At 66.3% G+C, this 26,183-nt stretch carries 25 protein-coding genes; 8 read left to right on the top strand and 17 right to left on the bottom strand.

All coding sequences use genetic code 11. The annotated features are described in order from the left end of the window. A complete protein-coding gene (locus AC1VV3_RS15640) occupies positions 1 to 2,340 on the bottom strand; it encodes a TonB-dependent receptor (RefSeq protein ID WP_482962784.1) in 2,340 nt (779 codons plus the stop codon). A 252-nt stretch (positions 2,341 to 2,592) separates the two neighbouring features. Between AC1VV3_RS15640 and AC1VV3_RS15635 the strand changes: the two genes are divergently transcribed. The 3 genes from AC1VV3_RS15635 (at position 2,593) to AC1VV3_RS15625 (ending at position 7,808) form a co-directional block, all read left to right on the top strand. Beyond that, the gene (locus AC1VV3_RS15635) at positions 2,593 to 3,675 is read left to right on the top strand and encodes an AraC family transcriptional regulator ligand-binding domain-containing protein (RefSeq protein WP_482962783.1); all 1,083 of its coding nucleotides are present in this window, start codon (positions 2,593 to 2,595) and stop codon (positions 3,673 to 3,675) included. 91 nt (positions 3,676 to 3,766) lie between these two features. Next, positions 3,767 to 4,954, top strand: a complete 1,188-nt coding sequence (locus tag AC1VV3_RS15630) for a MaoC family dehydratase (protein WP_243654273.1) — start codon at positions 3,767 to 3,769, stop codon at positions 4,952 to 4,954. A 79-nt stretch (positions 4,955 to 5,033) separates the two neighbouring features. Beyond that, positions 5,034 to 7,808 (top strand): TonB-dependent receptor domain-containing protein, encoded by a 2,775-nt coding sequence (locus AC1VV3_RS15625; protein ID WP_314466803.1) that lies wholly within the window; start codon positions 5,034 to 5,036, stop codon positions 7,806 to 7,808. A gap of 77 nt (positions 7,809 to 7,885) precedes the next feature. Here the strand turns inward: AC1VV3_RS15625 and AC1VV3_RS15620 are convergent, their stop codons facing one another. Then, positions 7,886 to 8,332, bottom strand: a complete 447-nt coding sequence (locus AC1VV3_RS15620) for a nuclear transport factor 2 family protein (protein WP_482962782.1) — start codon at positions 8,330 to 8,332, stop codon at positions 7,886 to 7,888. Then, positions 8,329 to 9,054, bottom strand: coding sequence for an alpha/beta fold hydrolase (locus AC1VV3_RS15615; protein ID WP_482962781.1), 726 nt, complete (start codon positions 9,052 to 9,054; stop codon positions 8,329 to 8,331). Before AC1VV3_RS15615 ends, AC1VV3_RS15620 begins: the two co-directional genes overlap by 4 nt. Positions 9,055 to 9,416: 362 nt before the next feature. Between AC1VV3_RS15615 and AC1VV3_RS15610 the strand changes: the two genes are divergently transcribed. Beyond that, a complete protein-coding gene (locus tag AC1VV3_RS15610; RefSeq protein ID WP_482962780.1) occupies positions 9,417 to 11,057 on the top strand; it encodes an alginate export family protein in 1,641 nt (546 codons plus the stop codon). 7 nt (positions 11,058 to 11,064) lie between these two features. Here the strand turns inward: AC1VV3_RS15610 and AC1VV3_RS15605 are convergent, their stop codons facing one another. The 8 genes from AC1VV3_RS15605 to AC1VV3_RS15570 are packed head-to-tail and all read right to left on the bottom strand — an operon-like array spanning position 11,065 to position 18,628. Next, positions 11,065 to 11,985 (bottom strand): LysR substrate-binding domain-containing protein, encoded by a 921-nt coding sequence (locus tag AC1VV3_RS15605; protein ID WP_482962779.1) that lies wholly within the window; start codon positions 11,983 to 11,985, stop codon positions 11,065 to 11,067. A 25-nt stretch (positions 11,986 to 12,010) separates the two neighbouring features. Continuing rightward, positions 12,011 to 13,195: a formaldehyde dehydrogenase, glutathione-independent gene (gene fdhA, locus AC1VV3_RS15600; RefSeq protein WP_482962778.1), complete on the bottom strand. Its 1,185-nt coding sequence runs from the start codon at positions 13,193 to 13,195 to the stop codon at positions 12,011 to 12,013. After that, entirely contained in the window at positions 13,192 to 14,214 is a 1,023-nt protein-coding gene (locus AC1VV3_RS15595; protein WP_482962777.1) for a PDR/VanB family oxidoreductase, read from the bottom strand. The genes fdhA and AC1VV3_RS15595 overlap by 4 nt, the downstream gene beginning before the upstream one ends. Next, entirely contained in the window at positions 14,211 to 15,263 is a 1,053-nt protein-coding gene (locus tag AC1VV3_RS15590) for an aromatic ring-hydroxylating dioxygenase subunit alpha (RefSeq protein WP_482962776.1), read from the bottom strand. Before AC1VV3_RS15590 ends, AC1VV3_RS15595 begins: the two co-directional genes overlap by 4 nt. 22 nt (positions 15,264 to 15,285) lie before the next feature. Then, a complete protein-coding gene (locus tag AC1VV3_RS15585; protein WP_482962775.1) occupies positions 15,286 to 15,648 on the bottom strand; it encodes a hypothetical protein in 363 nt (120 codons plus the stop codon). Beyond that, positions 15,648 to 16,526 carry a gallate dioxygenase gene (locus tag AC1VV3_RS15580; protein WP_314466796.1) on the bottom strand — a complete coding sequence of 293 codons (879 nt, stop codon included), beginning with the start codon at positions 16,524 to 16,526 and terminating at the stop codon, positions 15,648 to 15,650. Before AC1VV3_RS15580 ends, AC1VV3_RS15585 begins: the two co-directional genes overlap by 1 nt. 10 nt (positions 16,527 to 16,536) lie before the next feature. Then, the gene (locus AC1VV3_RS15575; RefSeq protein ID WP_482962774.1) at positions 16,537 to 17,631 is read right to left on the bottom strand and encodes a Rieske 2Fe-2S domain-containing protein; all 1,095 of its coding nucleotides are present in this window, start codon (positions 17,629 to 17,631) and stop codon (positions 16,537 to 16,539) included. 13 nt (positions 17,632 to 17,644) lie between these two features. After that, entirely contained in the window at positions 17,645 to 18,628 is a 984-nt protein-coding gene (locus tag AC1VV3_RS15570; RefSeq protein WP_482962773.1) for a PDR/VanB family oxidoreductase, read from the bottom strand. A 191-nt stretch (positions 18,629 to 18,819) separates the two neighbouring features. Here AC1VV3_RS15570 and AC1VV3_RS15565 point away from each other — a divergent pair, with 191 nt between their 5' ends. Both AC1VV3_RS15565 and AC1VV3_RS15560 read left to right on the top strand, forming a co-directional pair. Beyond that, the gene (locus tag AC1VV3_RS15565; protein WP_482962772.1) at positions 18,820 to 19,536 is read left to right on the top strand and encodes a GntR family transcriptional regulator; all 717 of its coding nucleotides are present in this window, start codon (positions 18,820 to 18,822) and stop codon (positions 19,534 to 19,536) included. Positions 19,537 to 19,663: 127 nt separating this feature from the next. Next, the gene (locus AC1VV3_RS15560) at positions 19,664 to 21,007 is read left to right on the top strand and encodes an MFS transporter (protein WP_482962771.1); all 1,344 of its coding nucleotides are present in this window, start codon (positions 19,664 to 19,666) and stop codon (positions 21,005 to 21,007) included. A 45-nt stretch (positions 21,008 to 21,052) separates the two neighbouring features. On the opposite strand, the gene AC1VV3_RS15555 is transcribed toward AC1VV3_RS15560, so the two are convergent. From AC1VV3_RS15555 to AC1VV3_RS15540, 4 genes are all read right to left on the bottom strand, one after another. Beyond that, positions 21,053 to 21,520 carry a hypothetical protein gene (locus tag AC1VV3_RS15555; protein WP_132267001.1) on the bottom strand — a complete coding sequence of 156 codons (468 nt, stop codon included), beginning with the start codon at positions 21,518 to 21,520 and terminating at the stop codon, positions 21,053 to 21,055. A 165-nt stretch (positions 21,521 to 21,685) separates the two neighbouring features. Next, a complete protein-coding gene (locus AC1VV3_RS15550; RefSeq protein ID WP_482962770.1) occupies positions 21,686 to 21,931 on the bottom strand; it encodes a hypothetical protein in 246 nt (81 codons plus the stop codon). A 46-nt stretch (positions 21,932 to 21,977) separates the two neighbouring features. Continuing rightward, positions 21,978 to 22,886: an SDR family NAD(P)-dependent oxidoreductase gene (locus AC1VV3_RS15545; protein ID WP_482962769.1), complete on the bottom strand. Its 909-nt coding sequence runs from the start codon at positions 22,884 to 22,886 to the stop codon at positions 21,978 to 21,980. Between the two features lie 82 nt (positions 22,887 to 22,968). Beyond that, positions 22,969 to 23,868 (bottom strand): LysR substrate-binding domain-containing protein, encoded by a 900-nt coding sequence (locus AC1VV3_RS15540; RefSeq protein ID WP_207912999.1) that lies wholly within the window; start codon positions 23,866 to 23,868, stop codon positions 22,969 to 22,971. 169 nt (positions 23,869 to 24,037) lie between these two features. On the opposite strand from AC1VV3_RS15540, the gene AC1VV3_RS15535 reads away from it, so the two are divergent. Then, entirely contained in the window at positions 24,038 to 24,511 is a 474-nt protein-coding gene (locus AC1VV3_RS15535; protein ID WP_482962768.1) for an NUDIX domain-containing protein, read from the top strand. 47 nt (positions 24,512 to 24,558) lie between these two features. Beyond that, positions 24,559 to 25,248: a hypothetical protein gene (locus AC1VV3_RS15530; protein ID WP_482963147.1), complete on the top strand. Its 690-nt coding sequence runs from the start codon at positions 24,559 to 24,561 to the stop codon at positions 25,246 to 25,248. Between the two features lie 61 nt (positions 25,249 to 25,309). Here AC1VV3_RS15530 and AC1VV3_RS15525 read toward each other — a convergent pair whose 3' ends face one another. Then, positions 25,310 to 25,882, bottom strand: a complete 573-nt coding sequence (locus AC1VV3_RS15525) for a ferritin-like domain-containing protein (RefSeq protein ID WP_134094264.1) — start codon at positions 25,880 to 25,882, stop codon at positions 25,310 to 25,312. 73 nt (positions 25,883 to 25,955) lie between these two features. After that, positions 25,956 to 26,174, bottom strand: a complete 219-nt coding sequence (locus tag AC1VV3_RS15520) for a hypothetical protein (RefSeq protein WP_482962767.1) — start codon at positions 26,172 to 26,174, stop codon at positions 25,956 to 25,958. Positions 26,175 to 26,183 lie beyond the last annotated feature (9 nt).

The raw sequence follows: 26,183 nt of genomic DNA, 5'->3' as shown, positions 1-26,183 counted from the left end.
TCACCGGAACTTCGCGCCCAGCTGGATGCCGTAGGTCACCGGCGCGTTCCAGACCGAACCCGTCCCCAGCGTATTGAACAAGACCTGCGTGCGATAGCGTGTGTTGGTCACGTTATCGCCGAACACCGCCACGGTGTAGCGCTCCGACGGGTCCGTCCACTCCACCCGCAGCGCCAGCACTTCATGGCCCTTCTGCTTGAACTGCTGCTCGGGATCGAAATAGAAGCTGGAGGTGTAGTAGAGATTGCCCGACAGAGTCAGCCCGCCGCCGGCGAGGTCCAGCCGGTAGCTGGCGCCGATATTACCGGTGAAATCGGGCGCGCGCTGCATCTTGTAGCCGGAGGCGTCGGTGGAGGTCTGCGTGATCGCGCCCGGTCCGAACCCGCCCAGAGCGGTGGGGATGCAGGCCATCGCATTGCTCAGGTCCGCAATCGCCGGATCGCAATAGCTGTAATAGGGCGCGTTGGTGAAGGACTTGTACCGCGCATGAGTCCAGGCCGCACCGCCCAGCAGCGAGAACGCATCGCTGACCTTGTAGCGAAGCTGCGCCTCCAGCCCGTAGATTTCCGAGGACGCGGCATTGCGGATCTGCGCCGCGCCATTCTGATAGCTGGAAACCTGCAGGTTCTTGTAATCGTAATAGAAGCCCGCAAGATCGGCGGAGAAGCGGCGATCGTCGTACTTGAAGCCCACTTCGAAGGCATCGATCTTCTCGGGCTTCACCGGCTGCTGCGAATAGCCGCCGACGTTCAGGATGCCCGCCTTGTAGCCCCGCGTCCACGATGCGTAGAAGCTGGATTCCTCGCTGGGCTTGTAGCGGACCACCACGCGCGGCGTGAAGCTGTCGTTCTTCAGCGTATTGACCGGGATGCGCACGCCCGCGCCGCCCGAATAGGACACCGGCAGACCGTCCGGCCCGATGTAGGACGTGGTCGTCGCGTTGGTGACGAAGTAGGCATCGCCCACCGTGTCATGGCTGTAGCGGCCGCCCAGCGTGAAGAACAGCTGGTCGCTCACCGCATATGTCGCGTCCAGGAATGCGGCGTAGGACTTGGTCGTCGTGCTCGATCCGCCGAACGGGCCATAGGGCGATCCGCCGAAGCTGGCGCCGATGTCCCAGGTGTCGCGGATCTGGAAGTAATTGAGGCCCGCCGTCCACTGCAATGGCGATCCCGCCTTCGAATTGACGAGGAATTCCTGGCTCCAGGTCTCGTCATTCACGCCGACGAAAATGTTGAAGAACGGCAGCGCCGTCGCGTCCAGATCGCCGTGATAGGGCGACAGGTCCTTGCGGTACTGGGTGTAGGAGGTGAACTCCGCAAGGCCCAGATCGGCCTTCAAGGTTGCCTGAAGCGCGTCCGAATTGGTGCGGAAATCGACCGGGGTGTTGAGCAGGACTTGCCCCGGCTTGGTGGCATAAGTCGATGACGGCGCATAGAAATAGACCAGCGGCAGTCCCTGGGAGCTGGACGCCCCGTAGATCGCCTGACCAGCGGGCGAAACCTTGTCGAGGAAGCCCGCGCCGCCGCTCTTGTCGACATAGGCGTTCACCAGCTGGGTGGTCGGATCGTCGGTTTCCGCATGGACCCAGCGCAGCAGCAGCGAGACGTCGTCGGTCAGATCGGCCTTCATGCCCACGCGCAGCGACCAGTTTTCGTACCTGCCGATATTATCGTCATCGGTGGCAAGGTCGGTGAAATAGCCGTCGCCGCGGCGATAGAGCCCCTCCACGTCGATCGCGACGCGGTCGCTGATGCCGAAGGTGGCATAGGCCTGCGCTTTCAGCGCATTGAAGCGGCCATAGCTTACCTTGGCCTCCGCGCCGGTATCCGTGCTGGGATCGGCCGTGGTCACCAGGATCGCGCCGCCCGTGGTGTTGCGGCCGAACAGCGTACCCTGCGGTCCCTTCAGCACCTGGATATTGCGGACATTGAGCAGGTCGAAGTCCGACATGTAGGTATTGGCCTGGAAGAACCCATCGACATAGATGCCGACATTGGGGCCGCCGCCCGAAGTGGTTATGGCCGTGCCGACGCCGCGAATGGTAGGCTGCACCGCCGGTCCCTGGCTGTCGAAACGCAGGCCCGGCGTTACCCGCGCGGTATCGGAAAGCTGCTGGACATTGGCAGTCGCCAACTGCTCCGCCCCCAGCGAGGTGACGCTGATCGGCACGTCGCGCGACTGTTCGGCGCGGCGCTGCGCGGTGACGATGATCTCGGAGGAGGCGGCTGCCGGCTGCGGCGCGGCCTGATCCTGCGCATGTCCGACTTGCGGAAACATCAGCAATGCCGCCATCAATCCATAAAACGATGCAGCGCCCGCGAAACGCGCTTCAGCCATGACACTCTCCCCTGTTGCGCCTGACCCCGTGATCGGATCTGGCACCCCCGCAGCCGACTCCGGCCGGACCGCCAGAGCCTTGCCGGGCATTCTTCGGCCCGACTTGCTGGATCGGGACAATCCGTCCGGCGCGCGTTCCGACTTCGGCCGGGCGATGAAACGCGGTGGAGGCGCGCGAACGCTTGATCGAAACGCGCGGAGAAAGCATGCCTGAAAGGCGTGTCCCCCATCGTTCGAGGTTTACGGATGGAAATGGAAGCAAGGCACCCGGCTCCTCAGGGCGGCAGGGCTTCGAACAGCGAAGCCGGCGGCCATCTGCTGGGCGCGCGCCTGCTGCGCCACTTTCCCGAACTCGTCCGCGAACTGGGCGGCCAGCCGCAGGTCATGCTGGCCGGATCCGGGCTCGACGAAGCCGACTGCGAACGGGAAGGCGCCGCCTCTTACGAGCAGTGGATGGCCCTGGTGGACCGCGCCGCGCGGGAACTGGGCGCAGCCGATTTCGGCATGCGGCTCGCCCTGCGGCAGGGCGGCCGCGGCGTCTACGGCCGGCTCGGGACGCTCATGGCCCATGCCCGCACTTTCGGCGAAGCCACGACGCTGGCGGTGGTGCACAACAATGCCCACTCGCTTGCTGCGCGGGTCTGGAAAGCCGCGACGGCTTCCGGCGCCCATGTCTTCCTGGGGCACGACGTGCTGGTCGGCACTTTGCTGGGCCGCTGTCAGGCCGTGGAGCAACTCATGTTGCTGGGCCACCTCGGCGCCATGGTGCTCACCGGCGGCCGGGCGCGGGCCAGGGAAGTGCATTTCCGGCACGGCACCCTGGCAACGCTGCGCAGCTACCGCCGCTATTTCGGCTGCGAGGTGCGTTTCTGCCGCACCGAGGACGGCATAGCCTTCCGCGCCGCCGACATGGCCTTCCCCATCCATGACGCGGATGCCCACGCCCGCACCGAAGCCATCGCCCACTTGCGCTCGACCTTCCGGGATGTCCGTCCCTCGGTGAGCGCGCGGGTGCGCGGAATCGTCATGCAGTGGCTCAGCACCAACGAATGCACCAGCGAACGCGTCGCGCGGTTGCTGGCTCTCCACCCCCGCACGATGAACCGGCGCCTCCACGATGAAGGGACGAGTTTCCAGCGGATCAAGGACCAGGTCCGCTGCGATTACCTGGCCTATTACATCGGGCGAACAGACGTCGAATTGCAGGTCATTTCACGCCGGCTGGGCTTTGCCGAACAATCCGCCCTGTCCCATTTCTCGCAGCAGATGCTGGGTTCCAGCCCCCGCGACTTGCGGGCGCGCGCCTTGCGGGAAAGCGCTCTGGCCAGACTGTAAATCCGGCCGGGCCATGATTGTCCGGATACGACAAGTCTGATCCGGGCCGGTGCAGCATCTCTCCTTTGCATAACGAACGGAGGATGCACCTTTGGCTGAAACGGCAGAAGACGCGATCATGGACATCAGCGACGTCGAATGGCGGCTGGGCCATCAGGTCGGCGGCGGCGAGCTTTGGGAGCCCTGCAACAAGACGGATATCCGCCGCTGGGTCATGGCGATGGACTACGTCAACCCGCTGCACTGGGACCAGCGCTTCGCCCAGCAGAGCAAGTTCGGCGATCTCATTGCGCCGCAATCGATGCTGGTGGCGCTCGACTACGGCCATGGCAACAATCAGGCCTGCGTCGGACGCATCGAAGGCCAGCACATGATCTTCGGCGGCGAGGAATGGTGGTGGTACGGCACCAACGTGCGCCCCGGAGACCGGATTTCCCACGAGCGCATCTTCACGGGTTACAAGCTGACCGACACCCGCTTCGCCGGCCCCACCCTGTTCCAGCGCGGCGACACGATCCACCGCAACCAGCGCGGCGATCTCATTGCCAAGTCCTGCCCCACGGTCATCCGCTATCTTGCCAAGGAAGCGGAAAAGCGGGGAATGTACGCCTCCACCGCCGGCACCCCGCACAAGTGGACCCAGGCCGAACTTGCCGGGATCGACCAGGCGCGGCGCGATTGGTTCCTGTCCAACCGCGACGGCGTCTCCCCCCGGTTCGAGGCGGTCGCGGTGGGCGACAAGCTTCCGCGCCGCGTCATCGGCCCTCACTCGATCGCCAGCTTCACCACCGAATACCGCGCCTTCGTGTTCAACATCTGGGGCAGTTTCTACTGGCAGGGCATCGAAGGCGTGCCCGATTGCTGGGTCAATCAGGACATGGGCTGGATCGAGGGCTTCTCGTTCGACGAGGAAGGCGCCCTTGTCGACCCGCGCCTGCGCGACGGCCTCTACCTGGGCCCCTCGCGCGGCCATATCGACGACGGCCGCGCCAGCGAGATCGGCATGCACCGTGCCTATGGCTACGGCGCCACGATGGCCGCCTGGAACACCGATTATCTGGCCTTCTGGGCCGGCCACGACGGCATGGTCCGCCACGCCAAGAGCGAGTTCCGGGGCCCCGCCTTCGAAGGCGACGTAACCTGGATCGAGGGTGAGGTGATCGAGAAGATCGAGAATTCCGAGTGGGGTTTCCCCGTCGTGCGCATCGAGGTCCGCATGACCAATCAGGACGGGAAGGTCGTGGTGACTTCGGTCAACGAGGTGCAACTGCCACTCTGAATCGTCTCGATCAGATCAAAGCTGACGAGACGGATTTGAAGACGGATTCCAAACATTTTTCCAGGGGAGGAAACAGGAAATGGCAAACATCTACACGCGTTCGGCGACCCGGCTGGCACTGGGAGCGGCAACCATCGCGCTGCTACCCGCCGCAGCGATGGCCCAGACCGAGACCCAGGTGCCAGCTCAGGCGCCAGCTCCGGCGCCCGAGCAACCGCTGGCAGACCAGGTGACCAGCGAACCGATCGTCGTGATCGGCACGCTCATTCGCGGCATCGCTCCGGCCGGCAACAACGTCATCAATGTCGATACCGACCAGATCGCGGCCACCGGCGCGGCCTCGACCAGCCAGGTGCTCAGCACCATTCCGCAAGTCGGCAACTTCTTCAATGCCTTGCCCGCCGGCATATCGCAGCAGCCCGGCTCCAACGGGTCGAACCCGATCAACCGTCCCAACTTGCGCAACCTGCCCGGCGCCAACACCAGCGGCGGCGCCCAGACGCTGGTCCTGTTCGACGGCCAGCGTGTCGTCGGTGCGGGCATCCAGCAGGTCGCGGTGGATCCCGACATCATCGCGCCCGGCGTGATCGCGCGCGTCGAGGCCATGACCGATGGCGGCTCGGCGGTATATGGCTCGGACGCGATCGGCGGCGTCATCAACTTCGTCACGCGCGACCGGTTCGACGGCATCCAGGCCGATGCCCGCTACGGCATCGGCGAGGACTACCAGTCGATCGAAGCCAGCGCGCTGGCGGGCAAGGACTGGGGCTCGGGCGGTTTCTACGTCGCCTACGGCTACTCCCATCACGACAGCGTCTACGGCGTGGATCGGGACTGGGTGAAGCAGGTCGACTGGAACACCGACATCCCCACCGGCCGCAACTGCGCCGCGCCCAACGCGACCATCGGCACCACCGCCTATGTGCCTTCCGGTTCGGGCCTCGTCGCGGGCGGGCCCAATGTCTGCGATTTCTCGGATCCGGTCGCCATCTATCCGACTTCGACACTGCATACCGTGTTCGCCCGGCTCAACCAGAGGCTTTCCGGCGGCGTGAAATTCGACATGACCGCGCTCTACGCCAATCGCGCGATCAGCCAGGTCAACGGAACCCTGGGCACCGGCGCCCTGGGCACGGGTGCGGCAGGGCAGGCCACGCTGACGGCCGCCTCGCCGTTCTACCGCCCGACCGCAGACGCCAATGCCGGGCTGCCGCAAGTGGTCAGGTTCGATTACAGCCCGCTCTTCGGAACCCGGTCCGCCACCCAGCAGACCGATCTGGAAACCTGGCGCATTGCCCCTTCCGTCTCGGTGGAGCTTGGCTCGGACTGGGAATTCAGCGGTCTGTTCAGCTACGGCATCGCCACGACGTCCTTCAACAACGCCCAGATCAGCGCGGCCGCCCAGTCTGCCGCGCTCGCGGCGCGCACTCTCAATCCCTACGACGTCGGCGCCACCGCGCCCGGCGTGGCATCCGGATTGCTGCGCTATGCCAGCGGCAGCGGACGGAACGAGTTCTACGACTACCGGGCCATCGTCAATGGACCACTCTTCGCACTGCCGGGCGGCATGCTGCGCGCGGCCGCGGGCTACGAGCACATGCAGGACAATTTCACCCGCCGCACCACGAATGCATCCACTTATGCGCTCCAGAACCCGGCCACGTATATCCAGAAGGTGGATTCGGTATTCGGAGAACTGTCGATCCCGATCGTCGGCGATGAAAACGCGATGTCCTTCATCAACGAGCTGACCCTTTCCGCATCCGGCCGCTACGACAAGTACAGCGACTTCGGCGACACCTTCAATCCGAAGCTCGCCGCCACCCTGCGCCCGGTCGAATGGATCGCGATCCGCGGCAACTGGGGCAAGTCGTTCACGGCGCCTTCCCCGGTCGACCAGCTCGGCGTCCTGGCCTCCGCCGTGGCGACGGTGCCGGCTGCATTCCTGCGCACGCCCCCCGGCGTGACCGCGGCTCCGGGCGAAATCGGGCTGTTCGTTTCGGGCACCGCCCCGGGCCTTCAGCCGCAGAAGGCCACCAACTGGTCGATCGGTGCCCAGATCGAACCGCCGTTCCTGTCGGGGCTGACGCTGAATGTCAGCTATTACAACATCGACCTGAAGGGAACGATCGGAAGGCCCGTCACCGGCGCCGACCTCAGCGACTACTACGCCAATTTCCCGCAGCTCTATTCGGTGCGGCCCAGCGGCCAGGAACTGGCGGCCTATCTCACGCAGTTCGATCCGGCCAATTTCAACTTCACCGTGGCCAACCCGACCTCCACGGGCCAGGCGCTCATTACCTCGGGCGGCACCAGTTCACCGGTGCTGGTGGCGCTCGACACGCGTTCGCGCAACCTGGGCACCGCCACGCTGGACGGGATCGACTTTTCCGCGAACTACGTGCTCGACACCAGGTTTGCCTCGTTCGATGCGAGCGTGAACGGCAACTACCGTCTTTCGCAGGAATCGCGTGCCCTGCCCTCGCTGCCGCTGTCCGACGATCTCGCCTTCAACACCCCGGTGTTCCGCATCCAGGGCACTCTGGGAACCAGAGTTGGCGGGCTGCGCGCGCAAGTGATCTGGAACCACACGTCCGGTTACAAGCGCGGCCTTGTCGAATTCGGTCAGACCAAGGTTTCGGCCTTCGACACGATCAACCTGTTCTTCAAGTACGACGTCAAAGCGAAGTCCGCCTGGGCCAGCGACCTGTCGTTCACGCTGAATGTCCAGAACCTGTTCGATGTCTCGCCTTCCGAGTTCCGCTCGGCCGCGAGCCTCGGTTTCGACACTACCCAAGGGACGGGCTTCAGCATCGGCCGCATCGTCCAGTTCGGCGTCAGCAAGAAGTTCTGATCCGCAGGGCGCACCGTCCGGGCCAGGGCGCTCGGACGGTGCCGCTCCGAACCGTCAAGACCTGGGCCGGGGCGCCGTCACTCCGCAAATGCCAGCGATCCGCGTCTGCTGACAAAGCGCCAGACGCCGTCCGGCTCCAGGTGCAGTTCGTCATCGAAGTCACCCACCAGAACGGTCTCGCCGCGCTCGCCGCTATAGAGCACGACATAGCTGCGCGCACGGGCGCGCGACGCGCCGAGCACGTCGACGACGGTGTTGGCCATGATGTGGCGGGTACGCCGCGCCGGGCGGTCGCGAAAGAAAGCGCGTATGGCCTCGCGTCCGCAGACCGGGGCGCCGGGTGCCGTCGGCCGAGCGAACGTGCCGTCCTGCGTGAACATGGCAGCCAAGGCATCGTGATCGTGCGCATCGTTCGCTTGGGCAAAGCGATGGATCTGGCGCACGACGGCCTGCTCGATCGCCAGGCTCCCGGCAGCGCCGGGTATCTCCGAAGCGTTCGAAATATCTTGATCCTCGCGTGTCATGCGGTTCCTGCTTCCTTGTTCAGGGGCAATGCCATCCATCGTTCCAGCGCCGCGGTCACGGCTTCGGGCGCTTCCATCGGCGCCATGTGGCCGCTGCCGTCGAACACCGCGTAGAGCGAGCCCGGCAGCGCCGCGAGGATCTCCTCATGCTGGGCGGGCGGGCTCCACGCATCCTCGCTGCCGACGCCGATCAGCACCGGGCAGCGCACTGCGGCAAGGGCGGCCACGGCATCGGGCCGTCCCAGCAGCGCGGCGATATGGCCGCGATGGACCGCCGCGCCCATCCGGTGGACCATCGCATGAAGACGCGCGTTCAGTTCCGGATCGGCATCGAGGCGGCCCTTGCGCACCATGGGCGGGAGCCAGACGTTTGCCAGGGCCTCCATGCCTTCGCGCTCGCCAAGCTCGATCAGCGCCTGACGCCGCTCGGCCTCGCCCGGGCGGACGGGATGAATGCCGGTGTCCAGCAGCGCCAGTCGCTCGACCCTGTCCGGCGCCATCCGCACCGTTTCCAGCGCGACCCGCGCGCCCATCGAATGGCCGGCCAGCGAGAAGCGCGCGGGCGCCTGCTCCAGCACATGGCGCGCCATGGCCGCGATACTGTCGAAATGCCGCAAGTCGGGCACTTGAACCTCGTAGGATCGGCCAAGGTGCTCCACCTGATGTTCCCACACGCAGGCATCGCACAACAGGCCGGGAAGCAGGATGATCGTCTGTCGCACAAGCGCTCGCTGGTTGCCGGGTTGTCCCACCGGGTAGAGCACTGCGGGACGATCCGGTCCTATTCAATTGCCGCGCCACGTTATGCGCTTCCGGCATGTCGCCGCTATCGCAATTGGTGATAGCGGCCTCGGCGGAAAGCATACGCCCTATGGCCGGATCGATGCGTAACCTCTGCCCATCGGTTCCATCGGAGCCGCCAAGATAGAAGCGACCTGCACAGCAGGCGGAAGAGGATGCACCATGACAGCCGCACTGCGTTAGCCAGGCCCTTCGTGCCCGCCCTCCCCTGCATCGTGACGGGGAAAGCGCCGGGCATGTTCCTGCACCGACATACCCTTTTCCGATAGACGAGGATTCCCGAATGGCCCTTGGGCTTTTCCCAGAGATGACGGCTGCCTGCGCCCTGCTGGCGCTGGCCCAGCCCGCCTTGGCGCAGCAGGCCGGCGGCGAGGCGCCGAACCGCGATGCATCTTCCGCCGCGCCCGCCTCTGCAGTCCCCTCTGCGCCGGGTGCCCCGCCTGTCCTCACGCCTGTCCCCGTGCCGGTGATCGTGACTGCTGCCGCCGCGCAGGAACGCGCCGTGCGCCCCCTTCCCCCTGTGGAGATCGGCGCCCCGCCGCCGGTCCCGCCGCCCGCCTCGCCGCCTATCCCGGAGCCGGTACCGGGCGGGCGGACGGCAACGCCCTGCACCCCGCAGAGCCTGCGCTGGACCGAGGACTGGACCTGCCTGGCCAATCCCGCCAAGCGCACTTCTCCGCTGGAAGCGCTGCGCTATCTGCCGCTGGGCGACGATCCCGAGGTCTATCTCTCGATCGGCGGCGAGGCCCGCTACAACTATACGTACTGGAGCGCGCTCAACCTCGGCGCCAAGGGCAAGGACAAGCTCTCCGCCCTGCAGCAGCGCCTCCGCCTGGTGGCCGACCTGCACCTGGGCCGCAATGTGCGCGCTTTCCTCGAACTGGGCGACAACCGCGAATTCTTCGAGACATTCGCCACGCCGCCCAACCGCGACAAGTTGGACATCAACCAGGCCTTCATCGACGTGACGCTGCCGCTGGGCGACACCACCAAGCTGACCCTGCGTCCGGGCCGCTTCGAAATGCCGATCGGCAATGGCAAACTCGTCGGCCTGCGGGACGGGGTGAACGTGCGCTACGTCTATCAGGGCATTCGCGGGACGCTGATCGAGGAAGGAAAGTTCCGGGTCGATGCCTTCGCGGTAAAGCCGGTCACGTTCGAACCCGGCATGTTCGACGACGGCCCCGAGAATGGACGGCACTTCAACGGCGTCTACGTGGCCAGCGCACCGGGGCTGCTGGCGCCCAACCTGGCGGTCGACCTCTACTGGTACGATCTCTACCGCGAGAATGCCCGCTATACCACGCTGACGGGAACCGAAAGCCGCCAGAGCTGGGGCCTGCGCCTTTCCGGGCGCGCCCGCGGCTTCGACTGGGACGCGGAAGGCACCTACCAGAGCGGCAGCTTCGCCGGCCAGAAGATCCAGGCCTGGGGCATGCTGCTGGAGGGGGGCTATACTTTCGCCGATCTTCCGATGAAGCCGCGCCTCGGCGGCCGGTTCAACTGGTTCAGCGGCGACGACGATCCGAACGACGGCGAGATCGGCACTTTCGCGCCCCCTTTCCCGCGCACGCCGCTCTACAGCGATGCGGGATGGCTCAACATGTCCAACCTGATCGACGTGACGCCCACGCTGACGCTCAAGCCGAGCAAGAAGCTCTCGCTGGTCGGCGGACCGGAACTGTTCTGGCGCGCCACGGCCGCCGACGCGGTCTATGCCGGACCGACCAACTTTCCGCTTCTGCGCCCGACGGACGGCGGCCGCTTCGTGGGAACCGGGCTGAACCTCCAGGCCGATTATCTGGCGACGAAGAACCTCAGCTTCCACGCCTATTTCACACACTTCATCGCCAGCGATTCGTTGCAGTCCGGCGGCGGACGCAGTTCGGACTACTTCGGCTTCTGGGCCGATTTCCGCTTCTGACAGTCCATCACGCCAGGTTTTCGACGATGTCGCTTTCCTCCAGCCGGGCAACTTCGCGTTGCAGTTCGGCCAGCAGCAGCTTTCCAGCCTCGCCCAGCGGTCCGCGGTGGATGATGCCGGCCGGGCGCGGGGCTGACGGCACTGCCACCGGCAGGATGCGCATCGTGTCGCGCGCTAGGTCGCCCGCGACCAGGACTCGCGGCACGGCACTGACGAACGTGCCCGAAAGCAGCAGTTCGCGCATGAAGCCCACCGATGTCGATTGCACGGCCGCATCGGTATCCAGCCGAAGCTGTTCCAGTATCTCGCGCACGTCGCGTTCCATCAGCGTGCTGACCGACGGCAGCACCAGCGTATAGCGCTGCACGTCCGCGGCGCTGACGGAGGGAAGCGCGAAAAGCGGATGGTCGCTGCGGGCCACCAGCGAGATCGGCTCGTCGTACAGCACGCGCCGGACCAGATTGTCAGGCTGCGACGGGGGATAGAGGCGGCCGACGATGACGTCGATTTCGCCTGACAGCAGCGCCGGGATCATCTGGTCGGTCTTGCCCTCGATGACAGAGATCGTCAGGCGGGCGGCCTGTTCGCCGGCATTGGCCAGAACGGCAGGCAACAGGCCATGCGCGGCCACCGGGAGCGCGCCGACGCGGATGGTTCGCCGCTGGCCATCGGAAAGCCGGTCCAGCTGCCCTTCCAGCTCGCGAATGGTGGTCAGCAGCTTGCGCGCGCCCGCGGTGAGGACCGCGCCCGTGGCATTGGGCCGCACGCCGCGAGGATGGCGCTCGAATATTTCGGCGCCGATGATTTCCTCTACCTCCTGCAAGGTGCGCGACAGGGCTGGCTGGCTGACCCGCAACGCACGCGACGCGCGGAGCAGGCTCTTGTGCTGCTCCAGCGCGTCGATCACCCGCAGATGGCGGATCTTCAACCTTTGTTCGAGATAGTGCGCCAAGTCAGGATGCCACCATGCCATTGGGGTCGATGACGAACTTGGCGGCGGCGCCCTTGTCGAAAGTCTCGTAGCCCTTGGGGGCATCCTCCAGCGAGATCACTTGCGCGTTGACGATGTCGGCGATGGGCAGACGGTCGTGCAGCAGGGCCATCATCAATTGCCGGTTATATTTGAGCACGGGAGTCTGACCGGTGTGGAAGCTGTGCGACTTCGCCCAGCCCAGCCCCAATCGCAGGCTGAGATTGCCGGTCTTCGCCTGCGCCTCGTGCGCGCCGGGGTCTTCGGTGACGTAAAGCCCCGGAATACCGATGGAGCCCGCCGCGCGGGTCACTTCCATCATCTGGTTGAGCACGATGGCGGGCTGCTCCTTGCCGCCGTGGCCGACCGCCTCGAAGCCGACCGCGTCGATGGCGCTGTCCACTTCGGGCACGCCGACCACCTGCTCCACCAGGTCGCCCAGCCGATCGTGGCTGGAGAGATCGATCGGCTCGAAACCGACCTTCCGGGCATGGGCCAGGCGATCCGGGTTGAAATCGCCGATCATCACCACGGCCGCACCCAGCAGGCGGGCGGAAGCCGCTGCCGCCAGCCCCACCGGCCCCGCCCCCGCCACATAGACGGTCGAACCGACGCCCACACCCGCGTTGAGCGCGCCGTGGAAGCCGGTGGGCAGGATGTCCGTCAGCATCGTCAGGTCGCGGATCTTCGCCATGGCCCGGTCGCGGTCGGGAAACTTGAGCAAATCGAAGTCGGCATAGGGCACCATGACGTAGCGCGCCTGTCCGCCGATCCAGCCGCCCATGTCGACATAGCCATAGGCCCCGCCCGCACGCCCGTCGTTCACGGTGAGGCATACCCCGGTGTCGCCGTGGCGGCAGGTGCGGCAGCGGCCGCAGGCGACGTTGAACGGCACCGAGACCAGATCGCCCACGTCGAGCATCTCGACATCGGCGCCCTTCTCGATGACTTCGCCGGTGATCTCGTGACCCAGCACCAGACCCGCCGGAGCGGTGGTTCGGCCACGCACCATGTGCTGATCAGATCCGCAGATGTTGGTGGTCACGATCTTGAGAATGACCGCGTGATCGATCTTCCGGCCGCGCGGATCCTCGAACTTGGGGTCGGGGATGTCCCGGACCTCCACTTTGCCGGGTTCCAGATAGACGACGCCGCGATTGCTGCTCATGCAGGTTCTCCCATGGAAAGTTCAGGTCCGGCGAAAGCAAAGGCATCGTCGCCTCGCCAGGCCGGTTCGATCGTCACGCTGCCCCCCGCCACGCGCGAGACACAGGCGCACATCTGGCGGTTTTCACGGTGCTGGCGCGAAGAGAAGAAGACGTCGCGGTGATCCATCTCGCCTTTCGCCTCGACGATATCGACCGCGCAAAGGCCGCATTCTCCGCGTCTGCACTCGAAAACGACCTCGACGCCTGCCGCTTCAAGCGCATCCAGCATGGATTCGTTCTCGCGGACCAGCACTTCTGCGCCCAGTCGCGGGACCTTCACGGTGAACGCCTTGGCCGGATGGCTACCGCTCGAACCGAACGTCTCGTAGCGCAGCTTGGAGCGCGGACGCCCTGCTTCCTCCCAGGCGCCGCGCACGGCTTCCATCAATCCCAGCGGACCGCACATGTAGAGTTCACCGTCCAACGGCATGCGGCGGATCTCGTCCGCGATGTCGATCTGCTCCCCTCGGTCGGATGCGAAGAGGGTCAGCCGATCGCCCAGGAAGCCTGTCAGTTCCTCGCCATAGGCGAACTCGTCGGCGGAGCGGGCCGCGTAGACCATCCGGATGTCCGCACCGCGCGCGGCGAGCTGCGCGGCCATCGCCACCATGGGCGTAATGCCGACACCTCCGGCCACCAGCAGGTAATGCGGAGCGCCATGCATGAGCGGAAAATCGCAACGCGGCGGCGCGACGGCCAGTGCGTCGCCCGATCGAAGGCGCCACATATAGGCCGAGCCGCCCCGGCTCTCCGGCTGGCGCTTCACGGCGATGCGCAACGTGGAAACCTCCTGGCCGACGACCGAATAGGACCGCTGGTCGATCCTGCCGCCGACATCGACTTGCACCTTGACGTGACTGCCGGGCGGGCATGCGGCGGCGCGATCGAGGACGATGCCGAATTCTCGAATGGTCGGCGTGACATCGCGGATGGAGGTCACGCGGCCCGATTGCCAGCCGGCCGGAATCTCGCCGCTCATTCCGCAGCCTCCGCCAGGACCGGCCCATTTTCCGCTGCTATCATGCGATCAATCACGCGGCGCGCCCACATCGAACCGGCATCGATGTTGAGGTTGTAGAAGACGTGATCCGGATGCTCGTCGATGGCGCGCTGCTGCGCTTCGATCACCGTCTCGTCTTCCAGCATGATGCCGCCGCCTGCATTGAGGACGCGGCGCGTATGGCCCTGATCGCCTATGTTGTAGTTCCGGAGATGGGCCCAGAAATAGTAGCAGGTCTTGTCGGTCGAGGGTGTGGGCAGATGCAGCACCCGCATGTCCACGCCTTGCGAGCGGTCCCCCTCCGGCGCGCCGGTTCCGGCGGGTGCGACGCCCACTTCCAGATAGATCACCGAAGGCGCCAGGAAGTTGATGACCTGCCAGCGATCGGTCTTGCCGGGCTTGCCGAGCTGCCCCGCCCAGAACGGCGGCGCCTCCTCGTCCAGCACCCAGCGCTCGACGCGCGCGGTGCGTTCGCCGTGGTAGGCATCGAACGGCGCCTCGGCGAGCGCCTCGTTGCCGATGCTGGAGGAATGGACGAACGTCTCGTGAGTCAGGTCCATGAGATTGTCGATCACCAGGCGGTAGTCGGCCTTCACCTCGGTCATGCTGCCGTCGCCCGCCCAATCCGGGTGGTCCGGCCACGGCAGGTCGGGGATGAGCGCCGGGTCGGCCAGCGCGGCATCGCCCGGCCAGACCCAGACGAAGCGGTGGCGCTGCGCCACCGGGAATGCGCGCACGCAGGCCGAGGGGTTGATCGTCTCCTGCGAGGGCATGTGCGTGCAGCGCCCGTTGGGGCCGAACACCAGCCCATGATAGCCGCAGCGGACATCGTCACCCTGGAGCGTGCCGATCGAGAGCGGAACCAGGCGGTGCCAGCAGGCATCCTCCAGCGCCACCGGCGTGCCGTCCTGCCGCCGATAGAGCACCATCTTGCGGTTGCAGATCGTGCGCGACAGCAGGCTGCGCCCAACTTCCGCGTCCCACGCGGCGACATACCAGGCGTTCATCGGAAATGTCTGTGTTGTCATGGTTTTTCTCCCAAGCCCCGCTTCACCGTGCGTGCGGCACGGCGCGGGTCTGCATGAATTCCTCGAAGCTCTCGCCGCGCATGATCGCGTAGACTTCCAGATTGGTTTTCCTGACGACGCGGGCCCACTTCTCGAGCACGAAGAAGTTGACGCCGGCCTGGACGATGCCCAGCCAGTCGCGCGCGCGCACCAGCGCCATCTCCTCCTCGTCGAGACCCGCCGCGCGCATCGCCGCTTCCTCGTCGTCCCAGAAGGCCTGGCGCGCCTCGGGCCGGATCATGTTCCAGAAGAAACGATTGAACGCGAGGCGGCGATTGCAGGTGCGCAAGTCGAAGACGTAAGTGCCCTCGGGCATTCCCTGGGTCTGCGGGTTCTGCGTGAACATCAGGCGACCTCCTGCTCGCGTTGCTGCGCCGCCGCCGCAGTCTCGCGTTCCTCGTAAGTGACGACGGTCATCGCCGTGGTGGTCATGAGGTAGTAGTTGCGGTGCATCTCCTCCAGCGAAGCGCCCAGCGCGCCGCGCATCGCCAGCCACATGATCTGCTCGACGCTTTCCGCGCCGCCCAGTCGCACGTAGTCCGCATGGGTAAGCTGAGTCAGCCGCTCGGGATCGTCACGCAAGGTTTCAAGGAAATCGAGATCCCATTCGGTATTGTTGAAGCCCGTGCGCTCGCCGTGGATCTGGTGCGAAAGGCCCCCTGTGCCGACGACGACGACCTTCAGATCCTCAGGGTAACTTTCCACCGCGCGGCGCACCGCCTGCCCCAGCCGGTAGCAGCGCCGGGCCGTGGGCAAGGGATATTGCAGGACGTTGATGGCGATGGGCACGACGGTGCCGGGCCAGTCCGGCTCATGCGGCCAGAGCAGCGGCAGGGGTGAAGCTATGCCATGGTCGATCGGCTTGTTCTGGAAGAACGCCAGGTCGAATTCCTCGTTCACCAGCGCCTCGCCGATATGCGCCTGGAAGTCCACGTCCCCCCGGATATCCGGAAGGCCCCGAAGGCCCGCGCCTTCGTCAGCAATCGGGAAGCGCTCGCCCACGCCCAGTGCAAACGTCGGGTAGAGGTCGAAGAACAGCGTGGTCGCGTGGTCATTGTAGAAGAACAGCAGGACGTCGGGCTGCTTCTCGGCCAGCCATTTCGCAACGGGCTTATAGCCCTCGAACAGCGGGGCCCAGACCGGGTCCTCCTGACGCCCCTTGTCGTAGGCGACGCCGATGGTGGGTACGTGCGACGTGCCGATACCGCCGATTATTCTGGCCATGTCTGTCTCCTCAGAGCCCGCGGGCCTGCTCGGCCTCGGCCCGTTCGAAGATCGAACGGCGCATCAGCAGGCCGGGCTTGTCGGGGGCGAAATTCAGGTCGAACTGCGGTTCGGCATCCTGCGCGACGGTCTGCGCAATCCATTCCAGCGCATCCACGTCTTCGAGGTACGCCTTCTCGGATGCCGTGCGCAGGAACTCGTCCGCCTGCTCGTCCTCCAGCTTCCGGTCGCGCGAATTGAACCACCAGTAGTGGAGCGAAGTCTGCGTCTCCGGCGTGATGAGATGAGTGATGTTGAAGCGGTACTTCTTCGGCGCGCCCGAAGCGTCCGCGTTGTCCGTGACGCTGGCATAGGCGGTGTGCAGCGCCGGGGAGACGTACCGCGCTTCCGAGAAGCGATCGACGCGCTTGTCCATCAGCCCCATCGGCACGCCGTAGATACCCGGCGGCGGCGCGTCCCTGAGCGCGCGGTAGATGACGACGACATCGCCCTCCAGCCGCACGTCCAGCTTGGACCGCGCGAACTCCGGCGTGCCCACCGTGCCGGGGTGAAGAAACGGAAAATGCGTCTGGTCGAGCAGGTTCTCGTGCATCGCCACATAGTCCGACTTGATGTGGTAGGCCCCGCGCACGCTCTTCCATTCGGGACTTGCCAGCCAGGACGTATCCGGGATCAGCGCCTCGTCCGCATGGTCGGGGTCGCCCATCCAGATCCACACCAGCGGGCCGCGCTCCGCGGTGGGGAAAGCGGCGACATTGGCATTGGTCGGCACGATCGGCATCGAGGGCATGGCCAGGCAGCGCCCCGAAGGATCGAACTGCATGCCGTGATAGCCGCAGACGAGCACATCCCCCTCCAGCCGCCCCTTGGCGAGCGGGAACGAGCGGTGCGGGCAGCGGTTGCGCACCGCCACCGGCTCTCCCGCCAGTGTCCGGTAAAGCGCGACGTCCACACCCAGCAGCCGGCGGCTGATGATGTCGCGGCTGATCTCGTCCGCGAAGCCGGCGACGTACCAGCAATTGCACACGAGCGGCGTGTTCTGGTCGGCAAAGCGGCCCATTTCCAGCGGAGAGGCGGCGGCGGGGATGGCGGTCATCTGGTTCATGTCGGGTCTCCGGTCAGGCGTCGAGTACGAGGGTGCCGCCGGGCAGGCGCGACACGCAGATGCACAGCGTGTTCCCTGCGGCGCGTTCCTCGTCGGAAAGATAGCTGTCGCGGTGGCTGATCCGCTCTCCCCCTTCCAGGATGGAGAGCGGGCACAATCCGCACTCCCCGCGGCGGCAATCCGAGAGGACATCGATGCCGGAGGCGGTCAGGGCGTCGAGAATGCTGGTATCGCGGCCGACCTCGACAGTGCGGCCGGTGCGCCGCAGTTCGACGGCGAAAGGCGCATCGTCGGGAGCGGGACCGGCGGTGAACCGCTCCGAACGCACGCGCGCATCGGGCCAGCCCAGCATCCGCGCGGCAGCGTGGACGGCCTCGATCATCTGCAGGGGACCGCAGACGTAGACCGTGGTGTCGTCGCTCTGGGCGGCGAGCAGTGCGGCCATATCGAGGTGGTCGGTCGCAGGATCACCGCTGACGTGCAGCCTGCCCGCCGCACCTGCCAGTTCCATCGCTTCGGCGGCATAGGCAAGCTGGTCCTGCGTGCGGCCGGCATAGACGAATGCGAAGGGCCGCCCTCGCCGCACCACGCTTCGCAGCATCGCGTAGATGGGCGTGATGCCAATGCCGCCGGCGATCAGGAGGCTACGGCGGTCGCGCAAGTCGAGCGGGAAGTTGTTCTTGGGCCGCGAGACCTTGAGCCGCGTTCCCGGGGCGAAAGTATCGTGGATATGCGCCGACCCACGCTGGCGATCCTCGCGCTGGACGGCGATCCGGTAATGATCGGCCCGATCGTCCGCGAGCCCCTGCCCGCCGACAAGCGAATAGTGCCGCACGATCGGCCCGCTGAGATCGGAATGCGTGTGCAGTTCCACATGCGCACCCGGCGCGCCGCGAGGCAGCGGAGAACCGTCTGCCGAAGCCAGGACGTACTCCCGGATGCGCGGCGTGAGCTGGCGCACGCCTGCCACCACCATGTCGATCAATTGCCCGTGCACCGGCCTCTCCTTGTTAGCCCGTTCCTGTGGAACCGATTGCGATCTCAGCCGCGATTCGATGCCTGGATAATCACTTTGGATCCAAAATACGTCAATACCTTTCGATAATTGTCGATTTATGGCGCGTTTGGATCCCATAATTGGATCCACGGAACTTGGCGGGTCCGCAGCAGGTGTGTAGGTTCGCCGCCATGACCAGCTCTCTTCAGGACGACGCCACCACCCTTCGTGCCAAGTCTTCGGCGCTGACCCGGCTGCGCGAAATGATCCTGCGCGGCACATTGAAGCCGGGCGAGCGGCTGCGCGAGGTCGAACTGGCGGAGCGGCTTGCGATGTCCCGCACGCCGATACGCCAGGCGCTTCCGGCGCTGGCGCTGGAAGGCCTGCTGGTCCAGGCGGGGGTGCGCGGCTATGCGGTTCGTTCGTTCACGCGCGCCGAAAGCCTCCAGGCCCTGCATCTCCGCGCCATGCTGGAGGGCTATGCCGCGCGCAGCATCGTGCTGGCCGGGCGAGGCAAGGCGATTGCCGATGCGCTGGCCCCGCTGATCGCCGAAGTGGACGAACTGCTGCAGGCCGGGACATTGTCGGAAGTGCTGGAAGAGCGTTATGGCGAACTCAATGAGCGCTTTCACACCGCTGTCGTGGAAGGCGCCGACGATCCCCTGCTGCGGGACCTCATCGCCCGCTGCAACGTCGTGCCCTTCACATCGCCGGCGGTCATCGCTTTCGAAGAACTGGACGACGCCGAGATCATGGACCTCATGCGCTATGCCCAGCGCCAGCATCACGCGATCGTCAATGCGCTGCGCGCGGGCGACGCCCTGCGCGCCGAAATGCTGTTTCGCGAACACGCGACCACGCAGGAAAGTAGCATGGCCATGGGCGAAACGCTTCGGCGTTCCCTCTAGCCACCGCGCCGCTATAACAGGAGCGGCATAGCTCCCAGCATGAATGCGATACGGGCGTTCGCAGGCAGCATGCCTAGCATCCCCCCCAAAGCACCGCTTCAGCGGATGCTGACTGGAGAGGATGACCATGGCAAGTGTCACGGCGGCAGGGCCGCCCACCATCGGGACCGACGATCGGGAGACGATGTCCGTCTTCCAGATCGCCGCTATCGGCGTCTGCGTATTGATCAATGCGCTCGACGGCTTCGACGTGCTGGCAGTGGCCTTCACCGCGCCGGCCATATCGCGCGAATGGGGCCTGGCACCGACCCAGGTGGGAGGGCTGTTCAGCGCCGGGCTGGCGGGAATGGGCATCGGCGCGTTCACCATCTCTCCGCTCGGGGACAAGCTGGGGCGGCGGCCGGCGATCCTGTTCTGCCTGGCCCTGCTCGCCGCCGGCATGTTCGCCTCGGCCTTTGCCGGCGATCTCGGCCAACTGGCAGCGACCCGCGTGCTGACCGGCCTCGGCATCGGCGGCATCCTGGCGAGCATCAACACGGTCGTGGCGGAATATGCGTCTCCGCGCCGGCGCAGCCTTGCGATCTCCTGCATGGCGCTGGGATATCCCGTCGGCGCGACTGTCGGCGCGCTGGCCGGCGTGCCGCTGATCGGGGCTTTCGGGTGGAGATCGATCTACCTGCTCGGCGCGGCGGCGGCTGCCCTGCTCGTCCCCCTGGTGCTCTGGCTGCTGCCCGAGTCCATCCAGTTCCTTTCGGCGCGCCGCCCGGCAGGCGCGCTCGACAAGATCAACCGGGTCCAGCGCAAACTCGGCCGCGCGCCGCTAGACAGGCTGCCGCCGCTCGCGGCCCGGACGGCCGAGAACCGCCCCGGCTTTGCCGATCTTTTCCGCGGCCCGATGCTCGCCGCCACTGTCCTGGTCATGCTGCTCAACATGTGCGTGATGGCAACGGTCTACTTCGCGATCAGTTGGACGCCGAAGATACTCTCGGAACTGGGCTTCAGCGACAGTATCGGTATCTACGCCTCCATGATGATGAACGTCGCGGGCGCCATCGGCTGCCTTCTGTTCGGATTGCTGGCGAACCGCTTCGGCCTTCGCAACTTGTCCGCAGCGGTATTCGTGGGCATGGGGCTGGCTCTCACCGCCTATGGACTGGCGCCGCCGCGCGCCGTCGCCCTGATCGCGGCGGCCTTCATCACCGGCTTCTTCCTCAACACCGCGATCACCTGCCTCTACACCATCCTGCCGCAAGTGTTCCCGCCCGAGATGCGGGCCACGGGGACGGGGATCGGCCTGGGGGGCGGGCGGATCGGCGCGGTGGCCGGGCCCTATCTGGCCGGCATGCTGATGGCCGCCGGCTGGAGCCGCGCGGCCTATTGCATCGCCCTGGCAGTGCCGATGATCGCCGCCATCGTCATCCTCCCCGCTCTCCCCCTCGGGCGCGGGGCCGGTCGGCGCGAAGAGCGATAGCGCCCCCGTGGACGTACTGTCCGGCCCCGCCGACCTGCCGGAAGATCAGGCGATCAGCCAGGTTCCGTCGGGTTCCTTGTGCACCACATTGTTCCAGAGATAGCTCTCGCCGCTGTCTTCCGCCGTGAACAGGATGTCGAACCTGAACTCGTTGGCGGCGACGCGCTTCCAGTTCTGGATGCGGGTGACCGTGACGCACCCCGACATGTCGTGGTGGCGCATGCGCTTGGCCGGGGACATCGCGCCGGCCCAGCCGTTGAACATGGCGGTCCCGCGCGATCCGACGAATTTCTCGACCAGTCCTTGCGTGGCCCTGTCGTCCTGCACGCACATGAGGGTGGCGATGTAGGGGCGCAAGGTGGGCAGCGCTGCGGCCACGTCCGCCTTCAAGGCCGGAGGCGCCGAGGCCAGCGCCTTTTCGAGCGCCTGCACTTGTGCCTGCTCGGGCTGCGCGAGCAGCGGGGAACGCGCCGCGTCTGCCTGCGCCGGAAGGCCCGCAAGTCCGGCGATCATCAGCGTTGCCGCAAATCGAGTCTGTATCATTTCAAATTCCGCCGTGGGGCCGATCCGAGCGGAAGCCGGTCGGTCGGTCGGTTTTCCATCGAGGCCCCGCTTTCCATCCAGGCGGGGCGCCCCGGCGGGCAGGTCGACGCGGATCGTCGCCCTGCCCGGCCTGCGTCAGATCCAGGTGCGACCGTCCGCACCGCCGCAGCCATAGGGCGGCAATTGGCTTTCGAAACGGGCCTTCAGCTTGTGGCAGCCCCAGGTCTGCAGCGGGCCCGGCATATAGCCGTTGAGAGCGATGCCCACTTCGTCATAGGGGCTCTCGGCCTGGGCAACATACATGTACCAGCGTCCGCCGAACATGACCGTAAACGCGACCAGCACGACGACGATCACTTGAATTACCTTCTGAATTTTCATTCTCCTCAAGAGCTTAATGGGGGAAACACGGTCCGTTGGACCTAAATCAGGAAGCCTGCAAGGGGCTGGCCGCCAGAGGCCCGCGCGTATCGGCCCGGGCTTCCGGCCATGCGGCCGCGATCCGCGGCCATGCCGCGGCCAGATCCTCCGGCGTCGCGGCGGCGAGCGCGTTCAGGTCGCGGGGATAGGTCACGCCTGCCGCCTCACGGGCCTGCGTCGCGGCAAATTGACCGTTCGCGGCGCGCAGGACCCATCCGCTGGCGGTGCAATCGGGCGCCACGAGATAGAGCGCGCCGGGCGCGACGGCGTCGGGCCGCAGTTCGTCCGGCTCGCCTTCGACGCCCCACATGCGGGTCTTGGCCACGGGCGAGATCACATTGGCGGTAATGCCGTAAGGCCGGCCTTCGTGGGCGAGCATATTGGCGATACCGATCGCCGCCATCTTGGCCGCGCCATAAGAGGCCAAGCCCGCCTGCGCATATTGCGGGTAGATCGCCCGATCGGACGTGGTGAGCAGGATGCGCCCGAACGCCGCTTCACGCATGGCCGGCCAGGCCGCCTGCACCAGCCACAATGGCGCATCGACGCCGACCTGCATCATCCGCGCGTGGAAATCGGGCTCCAGTTCCTCGATCGGCTGGTAGCCCACCCACCCCGCGTTGTGGATGAGGATATCCAGCCGGCCGTGGACGCCTATCGCTTCGGCCACCAGTTCATGGCAGGCCGCGCGGCTCGCCGTGTCGCCCGGCGCCGCGAAGACCGTTGCGCCGGCTTCCCGCAGCGCCCGCGCCGCAGCCTCCGCCACTGACGGATCCCGGCCCGAACCATCCGCCAGCGTGCCGCTGTCCTGCAGGATGACGGTCGCTCCGCGCGCGGCCAGGCCCTTTGCATAAGCAAGGCCCAGCCCGCGTCCGGCGCCGGTCACCAAAGCTACTCGTCCGGAAAAATCGATCATGCCTGTCCTCGTTCGCGGCGGAAATGGCGGCAAGGCACGGCCCGGTCCAATATCGATGACAGGCCGCCGTGATAGGCGCAGGCTATCGAAGCAGCGCGGCCTCCAGTCGGGAGGTCGCTGCCGGGACGCTGCCTTCGGGACGGCAGAGCAGAAGATCGAAGCGCGCGGTGTCCCCGGCAATCGGGAAATAGGCGATTTCGGCGGCGCGCACCTGCCGCATGCTGGCCGGCACGATCGCCACGCCCGCCTCCACCGCGACGAGCGAAAGCACGGCATGCATGCTGTGCGCCTCCTGCTCCACTTGCGGCGCGAAGCCCTGCTCGCCGCACAAGTTCACGACCTGGTCATGGAAGCCCGGCCCCTCGCTTCGCGGCCAGCATACGAAGGGCTCGTGGACCAGACGGGAGACACTGACGGCGTCGCCGCCCGCCAGCGGATGACCGACCGGCAGGGCGATCGCCAGCCTGTCCTCGTCGAAGGAGGCCGTGCGCAGCCCGGCAAGGTCGAACAGCGGCGGAACCACGATCCCCAGATCGAGCGTGCCCTCTCGCAGCGCGCGAACCTGGGCGACCGTGGTCATCTCATGCAGGTCCACCCGCAGATCGGGGCAGGCCCTGCGAAAGGCGCGCAGGGCGGCGGGCAAACGTCCGTACATGGCGCTGCCGACATAGCCGAGCCGCACTTTGCCGCGCTTGCCTTCCGCCGTGTCGCGCGTGAGCGCCAGCGCTTCTTCCGCCGCCCGCATCAGCCGCCTGGCCTGCTCCAGCATGACCAGCCCCGCAGGCGTCAGTCGCACGGTCTTGCGGCCGCGCTCGATGAGCGTGGCGCCGACTTCCTCCTCCAGCCGCCGGATCGCCGCCGTCAGCGGCGGCTGCGACATGCCGAGCCGGGTGGCCGCCCGCGTGAAATGCAGCTCCTCCGCAACGGCCACGAATTGCCGCAAGAGGCGCAGATCCATGCGGGGCGGTTCGTATCCTGCCATGTTCGCCCATCATCCTTTCACCGAACGATCGGGCGCGATAGTCGGCTTGGGGCGAATTGGCGACCTTGCAATCGCGCGGGACGGCCGGAATGCGGCAATCCCGCTTGCCGGGCGGGCGGCGCTGGTCCACTTTCGACATGCGGCCGGACACCGCCTCCTGGGAGTTTTCATGGCGCTGCATCATCGGCTTCTCGGCAAGGCGGCGCGGATCGTCTGGAAAGTGACCAGGCCCCGGACCATCGGCGTCCGCGCCGTCCTGCTGGACCGGGACGACCGTGTCGCCTTGGTGCGGCACACTTATAAAGACCAGTGGTACCTGCCGGGCGGCGGAGTGAAGAAGGGAGAGAGCGTGGAGGCGACCCTGCTGCGTGAACTAGAAGAGGAAGTGGCGATCTCCCGCCCCGCGATCGAACGCATACTAGGCGTCTACCACAGCCGGGGCGAGGGCAAGGACGACCACATCGTCATCTACGTCGCCCGTACTCCGCACGGAAGCGCGGACGGCCTGAAGCGCAACGATACGGCCGAGATCGCCCAGGCAGGCTGGTTCGCGCTGGACGGCCTGCCGACCACGACTTCCCCCGCAACCTTGCGCCGGATCGCGGAATATCGCCAAGGTGCGCTGGGCGGCGGCACCTGGTAGACAGCTTGCGCTTGACGGCGATGGCCGTGGATGATGGAATCGCCGCCGTGAACGACAGCGCCCCGGATTCCGATTCCACACCCGACCCCAAGGCTAGCGCCGCAGCCGAAGCCCGTGCCAACGAGGCCGCCGCGATCCGGCGCCGCTGGATAACCCTGGGCGAAGTGCTGACAGTGATCGCCGTCACCATTTCCGGCCTGACTCTATGGAACAGCTGGAGCCAGCGCAGCGAAACCGAGGCGTCCAAAAGCGCCGATGCCCGCCGCGCGTCTACACAGGCGGCGACACTCGTGCTCGTGTCGTCAGGCTCCGGCGGCGATCAGATCGCGCTCAGGCCCGCCTCTGCCGACCAGTCCGTCCAGAGCCAGCGCCTCGCCTTCCCCTCGCCGCTCGGCATCTCGCCTGCCGAAACCACAGGAGAGCCCCGGATCGAGGCTTCCTGGTTCGAGCGGGCACTGAAGAAAGCCCGCAATGAAGCCCACTTGCCCGATGACAGCCGAGGCGACGAACGGCTGCCCGTGGCCATCACCACCCGCTTCCTGGTGGACGGCACCGCGCATGAGGACGTGGCGATCTACGATGTCGGGTACAGCATCTCGGGCCACTGGCTAGGCGGGCACAGCATCACCTTGCGCGGCGTGTCGCTGGTCTCGCGGGTGAGCGCGCGCGGTGCGCAGGCCGCGCTGGATGCGCGCTGGGCCCGGTTGCTGCCCGCGAAAGAGACCGCCGGCAAATAGCGCCGGCCGTGCGACGCCCCCGCGCCTATCCCGGCCGTAACAGCCTGGATCCGGCCCGGTGTCAGCCCTTCAGGAACGGCTGGCCTTCGTGCGCCACGAGCAGGTCGTGCATGTCGGCCGCGTGATCTTCTTCGTCGGCCAGGATGTGCTCCAGCATGATGCGCGTCGTGGGATCCTTGTCGCCGAAATAGCGGATCAGCTCCTGATAGTGCTCGATCACCAGCCGTTCCGCGATCAGGTTCTGCTTGATCATCTCCACGAGGTTTCCGCCGTCACCATATTCCGTCGCCGAGCGCGACGCGAGGCCCTCTGGGTTCAGGTTCGGCTCGCCGCCCAGCTGATCGATGCGGTTTGCCGCCATCAGCATGTGGTCGTGCTCGCTCTTGGCGTGTTCCTCGAACTCGGCCGCGACGCTCTTCGAGGTGATGCCGTCGGCCGCGATGGCGTGCATCTGGTAGCGCAGGACGCAGACGAGTTCCGTTGCCACCACTGTCTGCAGCAGCTCGATCGTCTTTTCGACATCGCCCTGGTAGCTGGGCATCACCGCCCCGTCGTCCAGCGACTTGCGGGCACGGGCCCGCAGGGTTTCCACGTCGGTCAGAAAGGCGCTGCGGTCCTGGGTCGTCTTCGTCATGGTCGTTTCCTCGCTAGGGGAGTGTTGGCGTTGCAATGGTTGCGCAGGCGCGCTTGTTCCCCGCGAACGACTCTCAAGACGCATCGCCCGGAAAGCCCGCTTTCGCTGCGGGTCCGACCGGCTTTCTCCCCAACGCGCCGGGCGGCACCACCCGCGCCCCTGATCCTGTGACGATGACCCCAGGCGCCGGAAAGAACTTCGCCATGACGATCATCGGACCGTGATCGGCCATTTTTACAACAGGTGTGTTGGAAATATAAGAAGCGCCCGGTACACCCGCGATCATCCGCAACGAGAGGAT

The sequence above is a fragment of the Novosphingobium sp. BL-S-34 genome (assembly GCF_056857015.1).
Note: the sequence above shows the minus strand (reverse complement) of the source record. Positions and strands in the feature narration are given on the sequence as shown.

Bases quoted from the DNA above. Each gene is read 5' to 3' on its own strand.
- AC1VV3_RS15580 (WP_314466796.1), bottom strand. From the start codon at position 16,526: ATGGCCAGAATAATCGGCGGTATCGGCACGTCGCACGTACCCACCATC.
- AC1VV3_RS15610 (WP_482962780.1), top strand. From the start codon at position 9,417: ATGGCCCTTGGGCTTTTCCCAGAGATGACGGCTGCCTGCGCCCTGCTG.
- AC1VV3_RS15575 (WP_482962774.1), bottom strand. From the start codon at position 17,631: ATGAACCAGATGACCGCCATCCCCGCCGCCGCCTCTCCGCTGGAAATG.
- AC1VV3_RS15625 (WP_314466803.1), top strand. From the start codon at position 5,034: ATGGCAAACATCTACACGCGTTCGGCGACCCGGCTGGCACTGGGAGCG.
- AC1VV3_RS15595 (WP_482962777.1), bottom strand. From the start codon at position 14,214: ATGAGCGGCGAGATTCCGGCCGGCTGGCAATCGGGCCGCGTGACCTCC.
- AC1VV3_RS15550 (WP_482962770.1), bottom strand. From the start codon at position 21,931: ATGAAAATTCAGAAGGTAATTCAAGTGATCGTCGTCGTGCTGGTCGCG.
- AC1VV3_RS15555 (WP_132267001.1), bottom strand. From the start codon at position 21,520: ATGATCGCCGGACTTGCGGGCCTTCCGGCGCAGGCAGACGCGGCGCGT.
- AC1VV3_RS15620 (WP_482962782.1), bottom strand. From the start codon at position 8,332: ATGACACGCGAGGATCAAGATATTTCGAACGCTTCGGAGATACCCGGC.
- AC1VV3_RS15545 (WP_482962769.1), bottom strand. From the start codon at position 22,886: ATGATCGATTTTTCCGGACGAGTAGCTTTGGTGACCGGCGCCGGACGC.
- AC1VV3_RS15585 (WP_482962775.1), bottom strand. From the start codon at position 15,648: ATGTTCACGCAGAACCCGCAGACCCAGGGAATGCCCGAGGGCACTTAC.
- AC1VV3_RS15540 (WP_207912999.1), bottom strand. From the start codon at position 23,868: ATGGCAGGATACGAACCGCCCCGCATGGATCTGCGCCTCTTGCGGCAA.
- AC1VV3_RS15565 (WP_482962772.1), top strand. From the start codon at position 18,820: ATGACCAGCTCTCTTCAGGACGACGCCACCACCCTTCGTGCCAAGTCT.
- AC1VV3_RS15535 (WP_482962768.1), top strand. From the start codon at position 24,038: ATGGCGCTGCATCATCGGCTTCTCGGCAAGGCGGCGCGGATCGTCTGG.
- fdhA (WP_482962778.1), bottom strand. From the start codon at position 13,195: ATGAGCAGCAATCGCGGCGTCGTCTATCTGGAACCCGGCAAAGTGGAG.
- AC1VV3_RS15560 (WP_482962771.1), top strand. From the start codon at position 19,664: ATGGCAAGTGTCACGGCGGCAGGGCCGCCCACCATCGGGACCGACGAT.
- AC1VV3_RS15590 (WP_482962776.1), bottom strand. From the start codon at position 15,263: ATGACAACACAGACATTTCCGATGAACGCCTGGTATGTCGCCGCGTGG.
- AC1VV3_RS15635 (WP_482962783.1), top strand. From the start codon at position 2,593: ATGGAAGCAAGGCACCCGGCTCCTCAGGGCGGCAGGGCTTCGAACAGC.
- AC1VV3_RS15525 (WP_134094264.1), bottom strand. From the start codon at position 25,882: ATGACGAAGACGACCCAGGACCGCAGCGCCTTTCTGACCGACGTGGAA.
- AC1VV3_RS15640 (WP_482962784.1), bottom strand. From the start codon at position 2,340: ATGGCTGAAGCGCGTTTCGCGGGCGCTGCATCGTTTTATGGATTGATG.